The organism is Bradyrhizobium sp. USDA 4454, assembly GCF_054822705.1.
Map to the genome: position 1 here is coordinate 8,048,223 of NZ_JBTRCN010000001.1, position 18,957 is coordinate 8,067,179.

The 18,957-nt window shown below is 66.6% G+C and carries 13 protein-coding genes, 1 pseudogene and 1 riboswitch; of the genes and pseudogenes, 8 read left to right on the forward strand and 6 right to left on the reverse strand.

Going from position 1 to position 18,957, the window contains the following annotated elements:
- Positions 1–99: 99 nt before the first annotated feature.
- From ACVIW0_RS37510 to ACVIW0_RS37520, 3 genes are read right to left on the reverse strand one after another with little or no spacing between them, the layout of a single operon-like run.
- Entirely contained in the window at positions 100–936 is an 837-nt protein-coding gene (locus tag ACVIW0_RS37510; RefSeq protein ID WP_461356801.1) for an ABC transporter substrate-binding protein, read from the reverse strand.
- Entirely contained in the window at positions 936–1,709 is a 774-nt protein-coding gene (locus ACVIW0_RS37515; RefSeq protein ID WP_461356802.1) for an ABC transporter ATP-binding protein, read from the reverse strand. The genes ACVIW0_RS37510 and ACVIW0_RS37515 overlap by 1 nt, the downstream gene beginning before the upstream one ends.
- The gene (locus ACVIW0_RS37520) at positions 1,706–2,749 is read right to left on the reverse strand and encodes a FecCD family ABC transporter permease (RefSeq protein ID WP_461356803.1); all 1,044 of its coding nucleotides are present in this window, start codon (positions 2,747–2,749) and stop codon (positions 1,706–1,708) included. Before ACVIW0_RS37520 ends, ACVIW0_RS37515 begins: the two co-directional genes overlap by 4 nt.
- 112 nt (positions 2,750–2,861) lie before the next feature.
- Positions 2,862–3,059: riboswitch (cobalamin riboswitch) on the forward strand.
- Positions 3,060–3,168: 109 nt separating this feature from the next.
- Between ACVIW0_RS37520 and ACVIW0_RS37525 the strand changes: the two are divergent.
- Both ACVIW0_RS37525 and ACVIW0_RS37530 read left to right on the forward strand, forming a co-directional pair.
- A pseudogene (locus ACVIW0_RS37525) lies at positions 3,169–5,434 on the forward strand (TonB-dependent receptor).
- Positions 5,435–5,597: 163 nt separating this feature from the next.
- Positions 5,598–5,771 (forward strand): hypothetical protein, encoded by a 174-nt coding sequence (locus ACVIW0_RS37530; RefSeq protein WP_461356804.1) that lies wholly within the window; start codon positions 5,598–5,600, stop codon positions 5,769–5,771.
- A gap of 162 nt (positions 5,772–5,933) precedes the next feature.
- On the opposite strand, the gene ACVIW0_RS37535 is transcribed toward ACVIW0_RS37530, so the two are convergent.
- Complete coding sequence (locus ACVIW0_RS37535; protein WP_461356805.1) at positions 5,934–7,181, reverse strand: hypothetical protein; 1,248 nt, start codon at positions 7,179–7,181, stop codon at positions 5,934–5,936.
- 173 nt (positions 7,182–7,354) lie between these two features.
- Here ACVIW0_RS37535 and ACVIW0_RS37540 point away from each other — a divergent pair, with 173 nt between their 5' ends.
- Complete coding sequence (locus ACVIW0_RS37540; RefSeq protein ID WP_461356806.1) at positions 7,355–8,587, forward strand: MFS transporter; 1,233 nt, start codon at positions 7,355–7,357, stop codon at positions 8,585–8,587.
- Between the two features lie 3 nt (positions 8,588–8,590).
- On the opposite strand, the gene ACVIW0_RS37545 is transcribed toward ACVIW0_RS37540, so the two are convergent.
- Entirely contained in the window at positions 8,591–10,180 is a 1,590-nt protein-coding gene (locus tag ACVIW0_RS37545; RefSeq protein WP_461356807.1) for a CYTH and CHAD domain-containing protein, read from the reverse strand.
- Positions 10,181–10,507: 327 nt separating this feature from the next.
- On the opposite strand from ACVIW0_RS37545, the gene ACVIW0_RS37550 reads away from it, so the two are divergent.
- A complete protein-coding gene (locus ACVIW0_RS37550; protein WP_461356808.1) occupies positions 10,508–12,226 on the forward strand; it encodes an N-acyl-D-amino-acid deacylase family protein in 1,719 nt (572 codons plus the stop codon).
- 161 nt (positions 12,227–12,387) lie between these two features.
- On the opposite strand, the gene ACVIW0_RS37555 is transcribed toward ACVIW0_RS37550, so the two are convergent.
- Positions 12,388–13,701, reverse strand: coding sequence for an MFS transporter (locus ACVIW0_RS37555; protein ID WP_461356809.1), 1,314 nt, complete (start codon positions 13,699–13,701; stop codon positions 12,388–12,390).
- Positions 13,702–13,934: 233 nt separating this feature from the next.
- Between ACVIW0_RS37555 and ACVIW0_RS37560 the strand changes: the two genes are divergently transcribed.
- From ACVIW0_RS37560 to ACVIW0_RS37575, 4 genes are read left to right on the forward strand one after another with little or no spacing between them, the layout of a single operon-like run.
- Positions 13,935–14,693 (forward strand): class I SAM-dependent methyltransferase, encoded by a 759-nt coding sequence (locus tag ACVIW0_RS37560; protein ID WP_461356810.1) that lies wholly within the window; start codon positions 13,935–13,937, stop codon positions 14,691–14,693.
- 40 nt (positions 14,694–14,733) lie between these two features.
- Complete coding sequence (locus ACVIW0_RS37565; RefSeq protein ID WP_461356811.1) at positions 14,734–15,387, forward strand: ABC transporter ATP-binding protein; 654 nt, start codon at positions 14,734–14,736, stop codon at positions 15,385–15,387.
- Positions 15,384–17,843, forward strand: a complete 2,460-nt coding sequence (locus ACVIW0_RS37570) for an ABC transporter permease (protein ID WP_461356812.1) — start codon at positions 15,384–15,386, stop codon at positions 17,841–17,843. Before ACVIW0_RS37565 ends, ACVIW0_RS37570 begins: the two co-directional genes overlap by 4 nt.
- A complete protein-coding gene (locus tag ACVIW0_RS37575; RefSeq protein WP_461356813.1) occupies positions 17,833–18,918 on the forward strand; it encodes a lipocalin-like domain-containing protein in 1,086 nt (361 codons plus the stop codon). The genes ACVIW0_RS37570 and ACVIW0_RS37575 overlap by 11 nt, the downstream gene beginning before the upstream one ends.
- Positions 18,919–18,957: the final 39 nt, after the last annotated feature.

The following is an 18,957-nucleotide window of genomic DNA, read 5'->3' on the forward strand; positions in this document are numbered from 1 at the left end:
CGACGGCCCCACTTCCTCCGCGAACACCAGGATGCATCCGGGCCGTGCATCCTTCGAGGCTCGCTCCGCTCGCACCTCAGGATGACGGAAAGCGGGGAGTCACCGCGTCACGCGCTGCAATTCTTCCGTCAGCCGGTCCAGCGCGTCCGCCAACATCACGCCGCCGCACACCGTGAGCCGCTCCGGCAGCACGATGCGCTTGCGCTCCGGATAGAGGCGCTCCAGCGCCGGATGCAGCAGGAAGGCGCGGCCCTCATCCTCGGCGCGATCGCCGGCCTCCGACACCAGGATGAAATCCGGCTGCAACTTCACGATGGCCTCGAGCGAGGCAAATCCGCCTGCACCGAGGCCGAGTTCACCCGCCGCATTGGTCAGGCCGGTTGCCGCCAGCAGCGCGTTGATGAGGCTCTGGTCGCCCGGCACGAAGCCGCGCCGCTCCAGCGGCAGCACGCGATAATGATGCGCGCCCGCCACCATCCTCGCCCGCGCGATCGCCGCATCGAGGCGCGCGATCTCCACCTCGGCACGATCCGGATGCCGCACCACATCGCCCATCGCGCGGATCTGGTCCCTCACCTCGTCCAGCGTGCGCGGCACGGTGAATTCGACGAGATGCAGCCCGTTGGCCTTGAGCAAGTCACGCGTCGCGCGTTTGTCGAACAGGCTGACGACGACGATGTCGGGTTTGAGCAGCAGCACGTCTTCGGCGCCGCCGGACAGAAGCGGAAAGTGTCGCGCCTGCTCGGCAGCCCAGGATTGCCAGGCATCGCGCGAAAAGCGGCTCAGGCCAATGATCTGGTCCGGGTCGGCCAGCGACAGCACGAGCTGGTCGCTGCAAACATTCATCGAGACGATGCGCGGTCCGGCGGCGGACACGGCACCACACGACACGATCCATGCCGCCGCGGCCAAGGCTGCGAGACGCCACGCGCGCATCAGACGTCGGCCCAGGGCACGATGACCGCCTCGCGCTCGAATTCAGCGCGGTAGGCACTGATCCGGAACACGCTCGCGAGGACGCTCCCGGACAACGCTTCCACCGGCGCGCCTTGTGCCGCCAGCCGCCCCTCCGACAGCACCAGCACATGATCGGCAAAGCGCGCGGCCAGGCCGAGGTCATGCGTCACCACGATGACAAGCACGCCGGTGTCGGCGACGTCGCGCAGCTTCTGCATCACGTCGATCTGGTGGCGCGGATCGAGCGAGGCGGTCGGCTCGTCGGCGAGAATCACCGGCGCCTCGACCGCGAGCACGCGCGCCAGCGCGACGCGGCTGCGCTCGCCGCCGGAGAGCTCGGTGACGCGGCGATCACTGAACTCCGTGACGTCGACCGCCTGCATCGCCCGCAGCACCGCCTCCATATCCTTCGGTGACAGCCGCGCCGGATCGGTCGCGCCATGCGGATAGCGGCCGAGCGCGACGATATCGCGCGCCGGCAACGGCCAGTGCACCATGTGTCCCTGCGGCAGATACGCAAAACGTTTCGCCCGCTCGCGCAGCGGCAGCGAGGCCAGCGCATCGCCGCCGATCCGGATCTCGCCGTCGGATGGAATCAGTCCGGCGAGCGCGCGCAGCAGCGTGGTCTTGCCGGCGCCGTTCGGTCCAACCAGCGCGACCAGATGGCCGGCAGCGAGCGACAGCGAGATATCGTGCAGCACCTTGCGGCTGCCGAGCGAGGCATTGAGCGCGGTGGCGGAGAGCAGCGTCATGCCACGCCTCCACCGAGCGCGCGGCGCTCGCGCATGATCAGGTAAAGGAAGAACGGCACGCCAATGATCGAGGTCAGCACGCCAACCTTGATATCCGTGGTCGAGGGGATCATGCGCACCGCGATATCGGCCGCGAGCAGCAGCGCCGAGCCGGTCAGCGCGCTCGGTACCAAGAGCCGCGCCGGATCGTGCCCGATCACGGGGCGCATCAGATGCGGCGCGACGAGGCCGATGAAGCCGATCGTGCCGGTCACCGCGACCGCGCCGCCGACACCGAGCGCCACGCCCGTGATCACCAAGAGCCGCAGCCGTCCGACATCGAGGCCGAGGCTCTGCGCGGCCTCCTCGCCGAGCGTCAGCGCGCGGAAGGCGCTCGCCTGGCTGAGCAGGATCGCCGCGCCCGCGACGATGAAGGGCAGCGCCAGCGTGACATGCTGGAAGCTGCGGTCCTCCAGCGAGCCGAGCAGCCAGAACGCGATCTCCAGCACCACGAAGGGATTGCTGGAGAGATTCATCACCAGCGCGGTCGCAGCTCCCGCGAAGCTCGAGATCGCAAGCCCGGCAAGAATCAGGATCAACAGCCCGGCATTGCGGCCGGCGATCGCGAGCAGCGCGAAAACCGAGCCGAAGGCGGCGATGATCGCCACCACCGGCAGCGCGTAGGACCGCACATCGGCGAGGCCGAGCGCGATCACCAGCACCGCGCCGAACGCCGCCGATTGCGGCGCGCCGAACAGCGACGGCGAGGCCAGCGGATTGCGCAGCAGGCCCTGCAGCGCCGCGCCCGACAGTCCGAGAATGCCGCCGATCGCGAATGCCAGAATGGTGCGCGGCAGCCGGATCTCGCGCACGATCACCTGCGCGACGTCGCTGTCGCCCCCGAACAGCGCCTCGATCACCGCGAGCGGCGGCAGCCGCACCGGCCCGATGCCGAGCGAGACCACGCACAGCAGCAGCACGAGCGCGAGCAGCGCCGCGGTGGCGCCCCACCGCCGCCGCGCCGCGACCTCGGCCGCCAAGGCAAAATCCTGCACGCTCATCTCATCCATGCTCTTACAGCGATCGCCGTGGCAGACAAGCGACACCCGACAAAAACCGTGGCCGTGCGGCCGGTGCCCGACTTCCGCCGGATTGACTTTGCTGCGCAGCCGAACCCTAGATGACCATGACGGTTCTTTCATGAGATGAAAAGGGAATGCGGTACGGGGAAACTTCCCCAACGCCGCGGCTGCCCCCGCAACTGTATGCGGTGAATCCTTCGTCACAGGCCACTGGGAATCTCGGTCCTGGGAAGGCGACGAAGGGTAACGACCCGCGAGCCAGGAGACCTGCCGTCAGCCGTGGTCACACGCGAGGATGCCGGTCGGGGAGTACAGGCATGAGCTTCACCTGATGCGGCAAGCACGACGGTGAGGCTGCTTCGCGGTGACGTGCCACTGACGTTGCCGAGGTCTCGTCCATGTTTTCCTTCCCACCCGATCGGCGCCGCGCGCTTCTGCTCGCGTCGACGATGATCTTGCCGACGATCATCGTCTCAACGGCGCGGGCGCAGCAGGCGCCCGTTCCCGATCAGCTGCCGGCGATCGAAGTCAGCCGATCCGGTGACCAGAACGTTACCCGCGCCAAACCGCCCGCTGACGAGACCCCGGCCCCGCGGCGCCCGGCGCCGGGCACCACCCAGAGCAGCCATGCGGGTAGCGGCGCCGGATCGAGCTCGGCTGGAGCCGGCACGGCCACAGGCACCGGCGGCAGCAGCGGCGGCCGCCAATTCGCCGGCATCGTCGGCTCCTCCTCGACCGTGATCACGGCCGATGACATCGCGCATTCGCCGTCGCAATCGCTGCCCGAGATCCTCGCGCAGGTGCCGGGCGTGCAGTTGCAAACCCCCTATGGCGGGCCGAACGGCGCCAAGACCTCGGTCGACCTGCGCGGCTTCGGCGCGTTTGCGACCGACAACACGCTGTTCCTGCTCAACGGCCGCCGCCTCAACGACGTGGACAAGGCCGGCTTCGATCTCACCACGATCCCGCTCGATTCGATCGAGCGGATCGAGATCACGCGCGGCAACAGCGGCGCAGTGCTGTACGGTGACAACGCAGTTGGCGGCGTGGTCAACATCATCACCAAAACCGGCGCCGGTGGTCCGCCGGCCACGATGCGCGCCGAAGCCGGAGTTGGCTCGTTCAACACCCGGATGGCCGCGGTCTCCGCCGCGCTGAGTGCAGGGCCATGGTCGACCTCGTTCTACGGCAACGGCATCAAGTCCGACGGCTACCGCGTCAACAATGCGCTCGATCAGCGCAACGCCATCGGCACCGTCAACTACACGGCATCAGATTTGACCGCCTTCCTCACCGTCACCGGGAGCGACCAGAAGCTCGGCCTGCCCGGCGGACGGCTGGTCGATCCGTCGATCGGCGTCAACGAGCTGCTGACCGATCGTCGCGGCGCGGCGACGCCGTTCGACTACGCCAACCAGCAAACCGCGAGCGTCACGACCGGCTTCACCAAAACACTGGTGAACGGCGTCGACCTGATCGTCGACGGCGGCTGGCGGCAGCGCGAGACGCAGAGCGGCTTCTTCGGCACAGTGCCGACCATCAGCTTCGCCTCGACCTACAATGACGCGGCGTTGCAGACCTGGTCGCTGACCCCGCGGCTCAGCGCCAAGACCATGATGCTGGGCATGCCGTCCACGATCCTGACCGGCATCGACTACTACGATTCGACATTCCGCGAGGCCCGCGGCGCCTATCAGGGCGTCGACCCCACCCACGTCTACAACATCGGGCAGCAGAGCGTGGCCGGCTATTGGCAGCACACGCTCGGCCTGCTGCCGACCACCGATTTTTCCTATGGCGCGCGCGTGCAGAATACCAGCGTCTCGGCGCGCGATCGCTACGATCCGAATGCGCCGTTCGCCTTCGACACCCAGGCCGCGCCCTTCGACAGCAACGAGACGCAATACGCATTGCATGTCGGCGTCGAGCATCGCTTCACCAATATTTTCTCGGTGTTCGGCCGCGCTGCGCGCGCCTTCCGCACGCCCGATGTCGACGAGCGCGTTGCGTCGGGGCCGGCCTTCGATCCGGTGACATTCGCCCCGATCCCGCAGAATTTTCAGCTCAAGACGCAAACATCTGAAGACGTCGAAGCCGGCTTCCGGGTCAAGACCGATCGCTTTCAGGTCCAGACCAGCATCTATCTGATGGATCTCGATAACGAGATCCATTTCAATCCGGTGCTGTTCTACAACGTCAACCTCGATCCGACCCGCCGCTACGGCTCCGAGACCAGCACGTCACTCAAGGTTAGCGACACCGTCACCTTGCGCGGCGGCATGGCGATCGCCCGCGCGGTGTTTCGCGAAGGCATCTGGGCCGGCAACGACGTGCCGCTGGTGTCACGCACGACCGGCAATCTCGGCGTGACCTGGAATATCTGGCAGAATTATCTGGTGTTCGACGCTACGGTGCGGGCCTGGAGCTCGCGCATCATGGACAACGACCAGGCCAACACCCAGAGCAAAAATCCCCGGCAACGCCACCGCCGATATCAAGCTGAGCGGACAGGTCGACCGCTTCTTCTGGTCACTCAGCGTCAACAACCTGTTCAACGCGCTGTATTACGACTACGCCATCGCAAGCACGTTCACGGAAGGCCGCTTCTCGGCCTACCCGCTGCCCGGCCGCACCTACATGGTCAGGGCCGGCGCGACGTTTTAAAGCATGATCCGGAAAAGTGGGGACCGGTTTTCCGAAAAGATCATGCTTAAACAAGAGAGAGTGTGGCGGGATGTGAGCCCACCACACCCTTTCCTCACATGACGAGTGCCCGCAAACTGGGATAGAATTCCGGCACAAGATTTGATCCGCGCAGGGGAAACCGATGGCCAAGGCCGGAAGGATGAGCAAGGACGGCGCCAAGAGCAAAGAGAAGACTGACGACAAGTCGAAGGTGCCTCCGCCGCCTGTATCGAAGCAGGACGACGAGTATTACGAGGATGGCGACATCGCCACGCCGAAACTCGACCGCTACGGCAACGATGACGAGCCGTTGTGAGGGATAAGCGATATATGTCGCATCCCGGCGAAGGCCGGGACCCATAACCACAGGATCGAAATGTTGAAGCGCGCTGTGGCCCCTGCGCGTCGTAACAATCACCGCTGGTGGTTATGGGTCCCGGGTCGCGCTTCGCTTGCCCGGGACGACGTGGGGATAGGGTTACGCGAAATCCTCGCTCTCTATCTTTGCAATACTCCCGCGATCGAGCAGATGCGCGCCGAAGCCGCCGCGCGCCAGCGATGAGGCGATCGGCGGCGAGGCCAGCAGCAGGGCGGTGGTCATCGCCAGCGGCAGGGCGCTGAGCCAATCGAGCCGCACCGGCGTCAATTCCTCGGTGCTTGCCCGGTAGAGGCCCCCGCCCGCGGCGATGCGGCCGCATTCCCGGATCAGGTCGCGCCGGGTGCCGTCGCGCGATGCGCTGCCGAGCAGCGCCTGCATGGCGAGATGCGTGCGCACCCCGGCGCGGCTTTCGGCCAGCGGCGCCGGCGTCTCACCGAGCGAGACGCGCAGCAGCAGATCGACCAGATCGGTGCCCGACCGGTACGCGTTCATGGGCTCAACCAGCCGCGGGTTGCAGTCGATCAACAGCGGCGCCGCGCTGTCGAGCGGCATGATGACGTCGACCGAGAGCGCGCCGTGCCAGCCGAGATGCGCACCGATGCTCTCGAGCGCGGCGCGGATCGCCGGCCGGCTCACGCTCTCCTTGATCGCCTCGCCGCCGCCGACCCCGGCCGCGATTTGCCGGTAAGCGTGGAAGCCGACCAGCATGCCGCGCGAGAAGACCGACTGCGCCTTCTCGACAGTGCCGGTGATGAGATCCTGCGCCAGCACCTCGCCGGCAAAGTCGCCGGCGGAGTCGAGATCGTAGAGCGCGCGGTTGAGATCACCGGCGTCGCGCACGAACCAGATGCCGCGGCTCGCGGTGCCGACCGACGTCTTGACCACAGACGGAAACCGCAGGCCGTCGCGCAGCTCGTCGGCCGAGTTCACGATCCGGGTCGGCGGCTGCGGCAGGCCGAGTTGGTCGAGCAGGCGGCTGAAGCCGGCCTTGCTGTGCACGGCACGATAACTGGCGAAGTCCGGCAGTGCGAGGCCGGTATGCGACGTCAGCCGGGGCGCGGCGCGGGCGTACAAGAAGCCCTGTTCATGGGTCGGCAGCAGCACGTCGAAATGCTGCGACGCCAACAGGCGCTCGACGAAGCCGAGATAACCGGCCGGATCCGACCGCAGCGGCGGACAATGGTGATATTTGCGGACAAAGCGGGAATAGCGCGCCAGGCACCAGCGCGAGGGGTCGCAGACCTCGACGTGATGGCCGGCCAGTCCCAGGATCGTGATCGCCTCGCGGCCGGAGGTGCTGGAGCCCTCCGACACCAGCACGCGGAGCGGCTTTTTGGCGTCGATCATGGCCGATCATCACCGCGCCGCCGCACTTTGTCGCCGCCTTTAATGCCGCATGTGTCGATCCGGCACGCCCGCGCCGGGGGCAGCCATGCGCCTGCGTTCATGGACAATTAGCGGCCAGTCTCTATTTTCGGCCGGCCCTGCCGGGCTTTGGAAAAAGTGGGGTTGTCACAGACATGGTCGACATTTTGGCCGCACCGCAGCAAGCGAAGGCCGACGGCGCGCTGCGCACGCTGACCGGGATTTCGGTCGCCCATTGGGTCAGCCATTTCCACATCTTCGTGTTGCCGATGCTGTTCCCGTTCCTGAAGCAGCAGCTCGGCGTCGGCTATGTCGAACTTGGCCTGGCGCTGACGGTGTTCGCGGTGGTCTCCGGACTGACCCAGGCGCCGATCGGCTACCTCGCCGACCATATCGGCGCGCGCAAGATCCTGCTGATCGGGCTGACCGTCGGCGGCTGTGCGCTGATCGGGCTCGGCCTGCATCTCAGCTACACCTCGCTGATCGCCTGCGCCGTGCTGCTCGGGCTTGCCAACAGCGTCTATCATCCGGCCGACTACGCCATCCTCTCGGCGCATATGGACGAGACGCGGATGGGCCGCGCCTTCTCGATCCACACCTTTGCCGGCTTCCTCGGCGGCGCGGTGGCGCCCGCGATCATGGCGGCCCTCGTCGCCTCGGCCGGCGGCCTCGGCGCGCTGATCGTGGCCGGCGCAGTGGGACCGCTGGTGGCGCTGTTCCTGATCGTGCTCGGCATTCCCGATGCCGGCGCCAACAAGAACAAGTCAAAGGATGATGCGGCGCCAAAAGCCAGCGTGATCACCCCGGCGCTGATGGTGCTGACCGCGTTCTTCACGCTGCTCAGCCTGTCGACCTCGGGCATCAACAATTTCGGCGTGGTCGCGCTGATGGGCGGCTACGGCGCATCGTTTTCTACCGCCAACGTTGCGCTGACCGCGTTCCTCGGCGCCAGCGCGGCGGGCGTGCTCGCCGGCGGCTATCTCGCCGACTGGACCCATCGCCACAGCCAGTTCGCCGCGGCCTGTTTCGCGGTCAATGCCGTGCTGGTGCTGCTGATCGCGCTGATGAACCTGCCGCCGGTGGCGCTGACGCTGGCGATGGGGCTCGCCGGATTCCTCGGCGGCGTGATCGCGCCGTCGCGCGACATGATGGTGCGCAACGCGGCACCGCCCGGCGCCTCCGGCCGCGCCTTCGGCATCGTCTCCACCGGCTTCAACTTCGGCGGCATCGTCAGCCCGCTGCTGTTCGGCTGGATCATGGACCAGCATATGCCGCACTGGGTGTTCGGCGCCTCCGTCGGCTTCATGGTGCTGACCGTGCTGCTCGCGCTGGCGACCGAGCGCAAGCCGCAGGCCTCCGCGATGGCGGTCCAGGCGCGGCCGCATTAGAGCTCACCGGTCCCAAAACACCGGCGTCGCCTTGAAGCGTCGCCAGCTCTTGCGCAGCGCTTTTGTCACCGCGATCTGATCGCGCGCCAGCCAGCCGGCCATCGCGCCGATGCCGAGATGAAGCGCGGGCTGATCGTCCTGCGCGATGGTGTGGAGCAGCACGCGCGTGCTGCCGATGTCGCACACCCGCCCGAGGCTGTTCTGCAGCCGGGCGAGCCGTTTCACGTAGCGCTTGGCCGGCGCGTGGACGGCATAAAGCGGCAGGAAGAACTCCGCCGCATAGCGCAGCTTCTTGAGGTTGATCCTGAGATTGTGCTGCGCATGGATATCGAGCCGGCGGAAGCCCGCACCACGCTTCAGCGTCTTGCGATGCAAGCGTTGCAGAATTCGATCGGCAAGCAGCGGCATCGGTTGCGACAGGATCGCCAGCGCGTCGCTGTCGATCTCGTTGCGCCAGCTGCGGCGCTCCACCAACTGCCCCAACGAGAGCAGGAAGCGGCTGCAACGGGGGTCGGCCAGAACGCCATGCAAGGCGCCGTAGCTCGACTTCTGCCGCTGCTCGACCGCCTTGCGGAGGCCATCGAGGTCGATATCCGGAACCGCGGTGACCAGGCGGGTGATCGTCGTTTCGGCAAACACATCCCAATCCCGGGCCTTGCCGAGTTGCCGCATCAGCCATCTCGCTTCGCCGTTGAGCGTCACAAAGGCCGGCGATGGAATGTCGCGCCGGAACAGCGCACAGATCGTGCGCAGGCGCCGCAACGCGACCCGCATCTGGTGCACGCCTTCGGGGTCGGTTCCCTGCTCGGCCACCGCGTGATTCTTCAAGAGATGATGCCAGCAGGAGCCGACCAGCCGGGCGATGACGTCGTCGACCACAAGATCCGCGCTGATGCCTGACGACTCGGCCTTCGCCGCCGACGGCGCGACATCAAACGCGAGGGAGTAGCCGCGTTCCGCCTTGCTGCGCGTGCCGATCTGAAGCGGCGCCGCGTCGAGCAACTGCGTTCCCAAATCGAACAGGACGCCGGCATTGCCGCTCTTCAGTTCAAGCTCGATTTCCGACAGAACCTCCTGCCGCGCATCGGCCTCGATGGTTCCCTCGTCGAAGACGACTTCCACCGAGGCATCGGGCAGATCGAGCTGCCGGGCGTGGCGGCGTACCCTTGTCGCGAAAACCGGCACCAGCGCGTCGTTGCCGAGCGTCGCCACGGGATCGCCGACCTCGTCGGCCGGAAACCGCCTCAGATCGGGGACGATGCCTTCAACCTGCATCTCCCATTGGCGGCGCATCAAAGGCTGCGCACTGTTCGATGCAAGTTTCAGCGTCTGGGTGAAGGTCTTGCCGTTGCGTCGCACGCGCAATGACATGCCATGCTGAAACAGCAGACGCTCCGCGGTGTCGTAATACACCGTTTCCAGCCGGTGAAATGCGCCGCGATTGCGCGCATGCTGAACGATGCAGGGTGCCTCGCGCAGTTTTTCGAGGCTTCCTTGCGGCGCAAGCAGCTTGAGCTCGACTTCCGCCTGATCGCCATGCCCGACGGCAATGGCAGTGCCCGCATCGATCACGACCGGTCGCCGCTCATTCAATGATATCGCTCCGGTGTGGTGTATGAAGATTTCACGACAAAGACAAGGCGTATCCATTGTATTGCGGCGTGCATTGGCCGCGCATTGTAGCTTAAATCCACGCGGTGGAGTTGTACGTAACCGCCGCCGGCTTGCTGGCTGGTGCCGGTCGCGGGTGCGCGCCACGCGGTTTGTCAGGCGGAACAAATTTCCGCCCGGCGGCAACGCTCGGTCCTCGCTGGCAAAATCGGAGCCAGCGCATCCCGGGGCCTCACCGGCGCTGGTTGACAGCATCTAGGGCTCACCCATGATGCCGCATAACCAAGAACAGCCTCGGGATAAAACGCCATGACCTCGACCCCAGACCTCGTGATCCGCGGTGGCACCGTCGCCGACGGCAAGGGCGGCGATCTCTATGAAGCCGATATCGCGATCGCAGGCGGCAAGATCGCCGAAGTCGGCAAGGTCTCGGCGAAGGGCAAGGACGAGATCGACGCCCGCGGCAAGCTCGTCGCGCCCGGCTTCGTCGACGTCCACACCCATTACGACGGCCAGGTGACCTGGAGCCAGGACATCACGCCGTCGTCGCAGAACGGCGTCACGACAGCGATCATGGGCAATTGCGGCGTCGGCTTCGCGCCGTGCCGGCCGAGCGACCACAACAGGCTGATCCAGCTGATGGAGGGTGTCGAGGACATTCCGGAGCCGGTGCTCTCGGCCGGCATTCCCTGGGCTTGGGAGAGCTTCCCCGACTACATGCAATGGCTGTCGAAGCGCAGCTTCGACATGGATATCGGCGCGCAACTGCCGCACGCGGCGCTACGGGTCTATGTGATGGGCGAGCGCGGCGCGCGCCGCGATCCCGCAACGCCTGAGGACAACAAGCAGATGGCGGCGCTCGCCGGTGACGCCGTACGCGCGGGCGCGCTGGGCTTCTCGACCTCGCGCACGCTCAATCACCGTACCTCGACCGGCGACTACACGCCGACGCTGAAGGCCGGCGAGGATGAGTTGACCGCGATCGCCGGCGCGATGCACGGCGTCGGCCGCAGCGTGCTGCAATTCGTGCTCGACCAGAGCACCGTCCACGAAGACCTGCCGATGATGCTGCGGGTCGCCGAGAATACCAGATGCCCGATCTCGTTCTCGGTCGCGCAGGCCGACAAGGCGCCGCGGCGCTGGCGGCAGACCATGGACACCATCAATGAAGCCGCCGCCCGCGGCCTGTCGATCACCACCCAGATCGCGGCACGCCCGGTCGGGCTGCTGCTCGGGCTCGAATTGTCGCGCAATCCGTTCCAGACCCATCCGAGCTATCGCGAGATCGCGAAGTTGCCGCTGGCCGAGCGGCTCGCACATCTGCGGCGGCCCGAGGTGCGCGCGGCGATCCTGAGCGAGAGTGCCACGGCGACCGACGATCCACTGTTCTTCCGGCCGAACTACGACAAGATGTATCTCTTGGGCAATCCGCCGAACTACGAGCAGCCGCCGGAGAACGCGCTCGGCCCGCAGGCGCGGCGCCAGGGCCGGCAGCCGGAAGAGCTCGCCTATGACGCGATGCTGACCGACGAGGGCCGCGGCATGCTCTACGTGCCGTTCCTCAACTATGCCGACGGCAATCTCGATGCCGTGCACGAGATGCTGCGCGAGCCGAGCGCCGTGCCCGGCCTGTCCGATGGCGGTGCGCATTGCGGCATCATCTGCGATGCCAGCTTTCCGACCTATCTGTTGACGCACTGGACCCGCGACCGCAGCCGCGGCGAGAAGCTCTCGATCCCGTTCGTGATCGCGGCACAGTCGCGCAAGACCGCGCTGTCGGTCGGCCTCACCGATCGCGGCGTGATCGCACCGGGCTTCAAGGCCGACGTCAACGTGATCGACTACGACCGGCTGCATCTGCATCCGCCGAAGGTGCATTACGACCTCCCGGTCGGCGGCCGCCGCCTGCTGCAGCAGGTCGACGGCTACGACGCGACGATCGTCTCGGGCGTGGTGACGCAGCGCGCAGGCAAGGCCACCGGCGCGCGTCCAGGCCGGCTGGTGCGTGGCGCGCAGGGTTTGAATTGAGCGCGGAGCCGTAGCCCGGATGAAGCGAAGCGCAATCCGGGAAATGCTCTGCGCGGAGAAACCGCCCCGGATTTCGCTGCGCTGCATCCGGGCTACAAGCACTCGATATTGACGCCAGCTGCGGGCGCTTCACCCTCCTCTGGAGGTGGAAGCCGCGCCGCTTATGTCGTCGACATCGCGCCCTTGATCGCGCCCGCCGGCTGCGACGTGCCGGTCAAGCGCGCACGCTCGGTGTTCGGCCACAGCAGCAGCAAGCCGAGCACGCCCGAGCCCGCCATGATCGCGGCGTTGATGGTGAAACCGCCCATGTAGCCGGCCATCGGCGTGGTCGCGTGCTGAATTACATTGCCCATCACCTGCGGCGCCAGAATGCCCGACAAGGTGTACAGCGCACCATAGATCGCGATCATCGCGCCCCGCTGCGACACCGGCGTAAACTCGCCGAGCATCGCGGGACACACCACGTAGATCGCGCCGCACAGGCCGGAGCCGATCACCAGCAGCGGCATCAGCCAACCTGTCGGAACGTAGGGCAGCGTGGCGAGGATGCAGCCGCCGACGATCAAGGGCACCGAACCGAGCACGCCGCGCGCGCCACGCGTGGTGAAGCCACGCGCCAACATCAGCTGCGAGATCCAACCGGACAGGATCACGACAACCGCGCCGAAGACCCACGGCAGGATCGAGATGAAATTGGCCTGCTTCTGGGTATAGCCCAGCCCTTCGATGATGAACGACGTGAACCAGGTGAGCCCGAGCGACAGCGCCCAATAGGCGCCGAACGTCGCGGCAACGCAGCCGATGAAAGTGCGCGACGTCAAGAGCCTCCAGTAGGGGATCCGTTGCTCGTCGGCGACGACAGCTGACGTCGACGCCAGCGGCCCTTCCTTGCCGAGCGCAAGCCAGGCGACGGCCCAGAGCAGGCTGACAACACCGAGCACGCCGAAAGCGAGATGCCAGCTATAAGTGTTGATGATCGCGCCCAGCGCCGGCATCGTCAGGATCACGCCGAACGCCGAGCCTTGCGACAGGATCGCGGTCGGCAGCGTGCGCTTCTCGTCGGGGAACCACTTGTAGATCGCATGAATGGCAACCGCCGCCGCCGGTCCTTCGCCGGCGCCGAGGATGATGCGACAGATCATCAGCGTCGTGAAGTCGACAGTCCCGACCATCGGAAACTGCGTCACCGCCCAGATCAGCGCCAGGATCAGCAGAATCCAACGCGTTGACGCACGGTTGGCGACGAAGCCGATCACGATAGCCGAGATCGAGAACAAGTAGAAGAACGACGATCCGAGGGTACCAAACTGCTCAGGCGTGAGGCCCAGATCCTTCTTGATCGGGACGCCGGCCAGCCCGACCACGATCTTGTCCGCAAAGTTCACCACCATGAACAGGAAGAGAAGGAAGGTGATCTGCCAGGCGCCTTTGGGCGTCCCCTGAGACGTCCTCTTGGACGTCGGTTGCGTCGTCATGTCTGGCTCCCCGTCGTTTCGTTTTTGGCTTCGTAAGATCGGCCCTAACTGACGATGCTAGCCACGGCTCGCCGTGCAACGCAACAGCGCATTTTCCCGGGGGTGTACGCCCCGCGCTCTGTAACGGCCGATCACGATCGCGTCGTCGCGGCCGCGAAGCGGTGATCTGTCATGGACCGGCTGCTATGTTCGGGCCAACGAAGAGCCGAGCTTGTCGAAGGTTGGGTTATCTCATGAACAGATCGATCTTGCGCGCGGCGGCCTGCATTGCCCTGGTGTCCACCGCGCTGCTCGCCGTCGCTCACGCCAGCGCCCAGGATGCGACAAGCCCCGACTATGCGGCGATCGTCGCCGCTCCCGATCGCAGCGACGCGGATCGCCAGGTCGACAAGCGCCGCGAGCCGGCCAAGATGCTGGCCTTTGCCGGCGTCAAGCCCGGCATGACCATCCTCGACATGGCGGCGAGTGCCGGCTACAGCACCGAACTCCTGGCGCGCACAGTCGCTCCGTCGGGCAAGGTCTACGCGCAGGATTCGGCGAGCGTGCTCGAGCGCTTCGTCAAGGACAAGTTCGACACCCGCGCCAAGTCGCCCGCGATGAAGAACGTCGTCCATGTGGTGCGGGACTATGACGACCCGATCCCGCCCGAGGTCAAGGACCTCGACATGATCACCTTCTTCTTTTTCTACCACGACATCAGCTATCTGCCGGTCGATCGCGCCGCGATGAACAAGAAGATGTTCGCCGCGCTCAAGCCCGGCGGCTATCTCGTGATCGCGGACCATTCGGCCAAGCCGGGCGAAGGCACCAGCGTCGCCAAGACGCTGCACCGGATCGAGGAGAGCACCCTGAAACAGGAGATCGGGGCCGCCGGTTTCAAGCTGGTCGCGGAGGGCGATTTCCTGCATCATGCGGAGGACCCTAGGGACATTCCCGTCTTCAAGGCTCCGGTGCCGATCGACGAGTTCGTCCTGAAATATCAGAAGCCTTGAACGAGGCACGGCCATCGCTCCACCTGACCAGACCGCCGCGGTGCTTCGCGTCACCGGCCTGACCAAGAGTTACCGCTCTGCCGGTGAAGACGTCGCGGTGCTGCGCGGCGTCGACCTCGCTGTTGCAACCGGCGAGAGCGTCGCGCTGACGGGCGAATCCGGCAGCGGCAAGAGCACGCTGCTGCATCTGATCGCCGGACTCGATGCCGCCGATAGCGGCGAGATTATCCTCGCCGATACCAACGTCTCCGGACTCAACGATGCCGGGCGCGCCGAACTGCGTCGTGACAGGCTTGGCCTCGTGTTTCAGCAGTTCAATCTGATCCCGAGTCTCTCGGTGGCGGACAATCTCGTGTTCCAGTCGCGCATCGCCGGCCGGCACGATACGGCGTGGCACGATGAACTTGTCGAGCGGCTCGGACTGAAAAACCTGCTGAAGCGCTATCCCGAGCAATTGTCCGGCGGCCAGCAGCAGCGCGTCGCGATCGGCCGGGCGCTGGCGCCGAAGCCGCTATTGCTGCTCGCCGACGAGCCGACCGGCAACCTCGACGAGGACACTGCCGATGAGGTGCTGACGCTGGCGCGCGATCTGGTCGCGCGCACCGGCTGCGGCTTCCTGATGGTCACGCACAGCGCGCGGCTCGCCGCGGCGCTCGACCGCCAGGTCACCTTGCATGCCGGAGTCATTGCGTGAAGCGCCCACTCTGGATCCTCGCCGTGCTGCTCAGCCACTGGCGCCGGCACCCGATGCAGCTTGCGACGCTCTTGATCGGGCTGATCTCGGCGACGGCGCTGTGGAGCGGCGTGCAGGCGCTGAACCAGCAGGCTCGCATCGCCTACGACCGCGCCGCCGCGACCTTCGGCGGCGCGCGCGCCGCAATGCTGGTGAGCAAGGATAGCGCGAGCTTCCCGCAACAACTGTTCGTCGATTTGCGCCGCGCCGGCTGGCCGGTGTCGCCGATGCTGGAGGGCCGCGTCCAGATCGAGGGACGCAGCTTCCGCCTGCTCGGCGTCGAGCCGGTGACCTTGCCGTCCGAGGTCGGCAATGCACCGGCGGTCGGCCGCGGCAGCCTGCAAGCCTTCCTGACGCCGCCAGGCGAAATGCTGGTGGCGCCGGAAACGCTGCGCGACCTCGGCCTCAAGGATGGCGAGCGGCCGCAGGCCAACGGCATCAGCCTGCCGCCGCTGCGCGTGCAGGCCGAGCTCGCGCCTGGCGCGCTGATCGTCGATATCGGCATCGCGCAGGATATCCTGAAAATGCCGCGTCAAGTCTCGCGCCTGCTGGTCGGCAAGTCCAAAGCACCGCACGCAACGCTGGAAAGCGTGGCAGGCGACAAGCTCCGGCTGGTCGCGCCAAGTGCCGAGAGCGACCTCGAACGACTGACCGACAGTTTCCATCTCAACCTCACCGCGTTCGGCCTGCTGTCGTTCTTCGTCGGCCTGTTCATCGTCAACTCCGCGATCGGGCTCGCCTTCGAGCAGCGGCTGCCGATGCTGCGCACATTGCGCGCTTGCGGCGTATCGGCGCGGATGCTCAACACCGTGCTGGTCGTCGAGCTGGTGTCGCTGGCGCTGCTCGCCGGCCTCATTGGCCTGGTCTGCGGCTATTTCATCGCGGCGGCCTTGCTGCCCGACGTCGCGGCCTCCTTGCGCGGGCTCTACGGCGCGCAGATCCCCGGCCAGCTTTCGCTGAAACCGGTCTGGTGGTTCGCCGGCATTGCCATCAGCATCCTGGGCGCGCTTGCCGCGGCCGCCGCGAGCCTCGCCAAGGCGATCCGGATGCCGGTGCTGGCTACGGCGCAGCCGCAGGCCTGGCAGCAGGCGCAGCGGCGCTGGCTGACGCTGCAAAGCGCGGCGGCACTCGCGGTGTTCGCGATCGCAGCAGCGCTGATCCGGTTCGGCGATTCGCTGATCGCGGGCTTTGCGGTGCTGGCTGCGCTGATGCTCGGCGCGGCCCTGATCCTGCCGATGGTGCTGCAGATCGCGCTGGCATTCGGCCAGCGCAGCACGCGGGCGCCGGTCGGCATCTGGTTCTGGGCCGACAGCCGCCAGCAGCTCTCCGGTCTGTCGCTGGCGCTGATGGCGCTGCTGCTCGCGCTCGCCGTCAATGTCGGCGTCGGCACCATGGTGGAAAGCTTTAGCCGCACCTTCCTGGCCTGGCTCGACGGAAGGCTCGCCGCCGACGTCTATGTCAACGCCGCCAGCGATGCGCAGGCAAAGGAGATCAAGGCCTGGCTGCGCGAGCGGCCGGAGGTTCACGCGATTCTACCCGGCGGCCGCGCCGACACCCAGTTCGGCGGCGCGCCGATCGAGGTGCTCGGCCTGCCCGACCACGCGACCTATCGCGACAACTGGCCGTTGCTCGAGAGCATTGCGAATGCGTGGACCAGATTGCGCCCCGGCGACACCTGCCTCGTCAGCGAGCAGCTGTCGCGGCGGATGAAGCTTGACCTAGGCGACCATATCGAGGTGCCCGCGCCCGGCGGCAGCTGGCCGCTCGAGATCGTCGGCATCTATGCCGATTACGGCAACCCCAAGGGCCAGATTGCGGTTAATTTCGCCGCGCTGACGCGGCGCTTCCCGCAGACGCCGCAGACCCGGCTTGGGCTGCGCGTCGCGCCCGCTCGCATCGGGCCGCTGATCGCCGCGTTGCAGGAGAAATTCGGTCTCGACGACCGCAACGTCGCCGACCAGGCGACGATGAAGCGGGAATCGAAGCGGGTGTTCAATCGCACCTTCTCGGTGACCGCGGCGCTCAACGCCTTCACGCTCGGCGTCGCCGGCATCGCGCTGTTGACCAGCCTGCTGACGCTCGCCAATTCGCGGCTGCCGCAGCTTGCGCCGCTGTGGGCGATTGGGCTGACGCGACGGCGACTCGCGGCGCTCGAACTGTTGAAGACGATGGCGGTGGCACTGATCACCGCGTTGTTCGCGCTGCCGCTCGGCCTGCTGGTGGCGTGGTGCCTGCTTGCGATCGTCAACGTGAAAGCCTTCGGCTGGCGGCTGCCGTTCCATGTCTTCCCGCTGCAGCTCATCGAGCTGCTTGCCGTCGCAATGGCCGCCGCGCTCTGTGCCGCGGCGTTGCCGGTCGCCAGGCTGGCACGCATGCAGCCGGCTACCCTGATCCGGACCTTCGCCAATGAGCGCTAGTCGCACGATCACGCGTCGTGCCTTTGCCGGCAGCGCGCTCGCACTGGCGCTCGGCAGCAAGACGTTTGCGCAGGGCTTTGCCGGGCTCGGCGAGAACGCCGAGGGATTTGCCGCCGTCATACCGGCCAAGCCATTCGTTTTCCCCGCCGATCACGGCCCGCATCCGGAATTCCGGATCGAGTGGTGGTACGTCACCGCTAATCTGTCCGACACGAGCGGCGCGGTCTATGGCGCGCAATGGACGCTGTTCCGCCAAGCGATGAAGCCGGGCGGCCCCAGCGAGGGCTGGGCCAACCAGCAGGTCTGGATGGGTCATGCCGCGGTGACCAGCGCCACCACGCATCGCTTCAGCGAGACCTTTGCGCGCGGCGGCGTCGGGCAGGCCGGCGTCGAGGCGGCACCGTTCCACGCCTGGATCGATGCCTGGGAGCTCCGCGGACTCGATCCGTTCGACGCGCAACGCATCGCGCCGCTCGAGCTGAAGGCCTCCGCCGCCGACTTCAGCACCACGTTGCTTCTCGCCGCCGACCGTCCGCTGGCGCTGCAAGGCGACCGCGGCTATAGCCGCAAATCGGATCGCGGACAGGCCTCCTACTACTACAGCCAGCCGTTCTACCAGGCGTCCGGCCGCATCGTGATCGACGACAAACCAGTCGACGTCACCGGCACGGCCTGGATGGACCGCGAATGGAGCAGCCAGCCGTTGGCATCGGACCAGACCGGCTGGGACTGGTTCTCACTGCATCTGCCCGGCGACGAGAAGCTGATGCTGTACCGGCTGCGCCAGAAGGACGGCCGCGAGAACCTGTTCGGCAACTGGATCACGCCGGACGGCCGCACGACCGAAATCGCTGCCACCGGCAACAGCATCACGCCGGTCGCAACCACCGAGATCGACGGCCGCAGGCTGCCGACATCATGGCGCGTCACCCTACCCGCGCACGGGCTCGCCATCGAGACCGCGCCGCTTAATCCGCAGGCCTGGATGGGAACCAGCTTCCCCTATTGGGAAGGCCCGATCCGCTTTGCGGGAAGCCACGCCGGAATCGGCTATCTTGAGCTGACGGGATACTAAGCAAGCCGCACGAAAACTGCGCCGCGAAGCCCAAAAAGA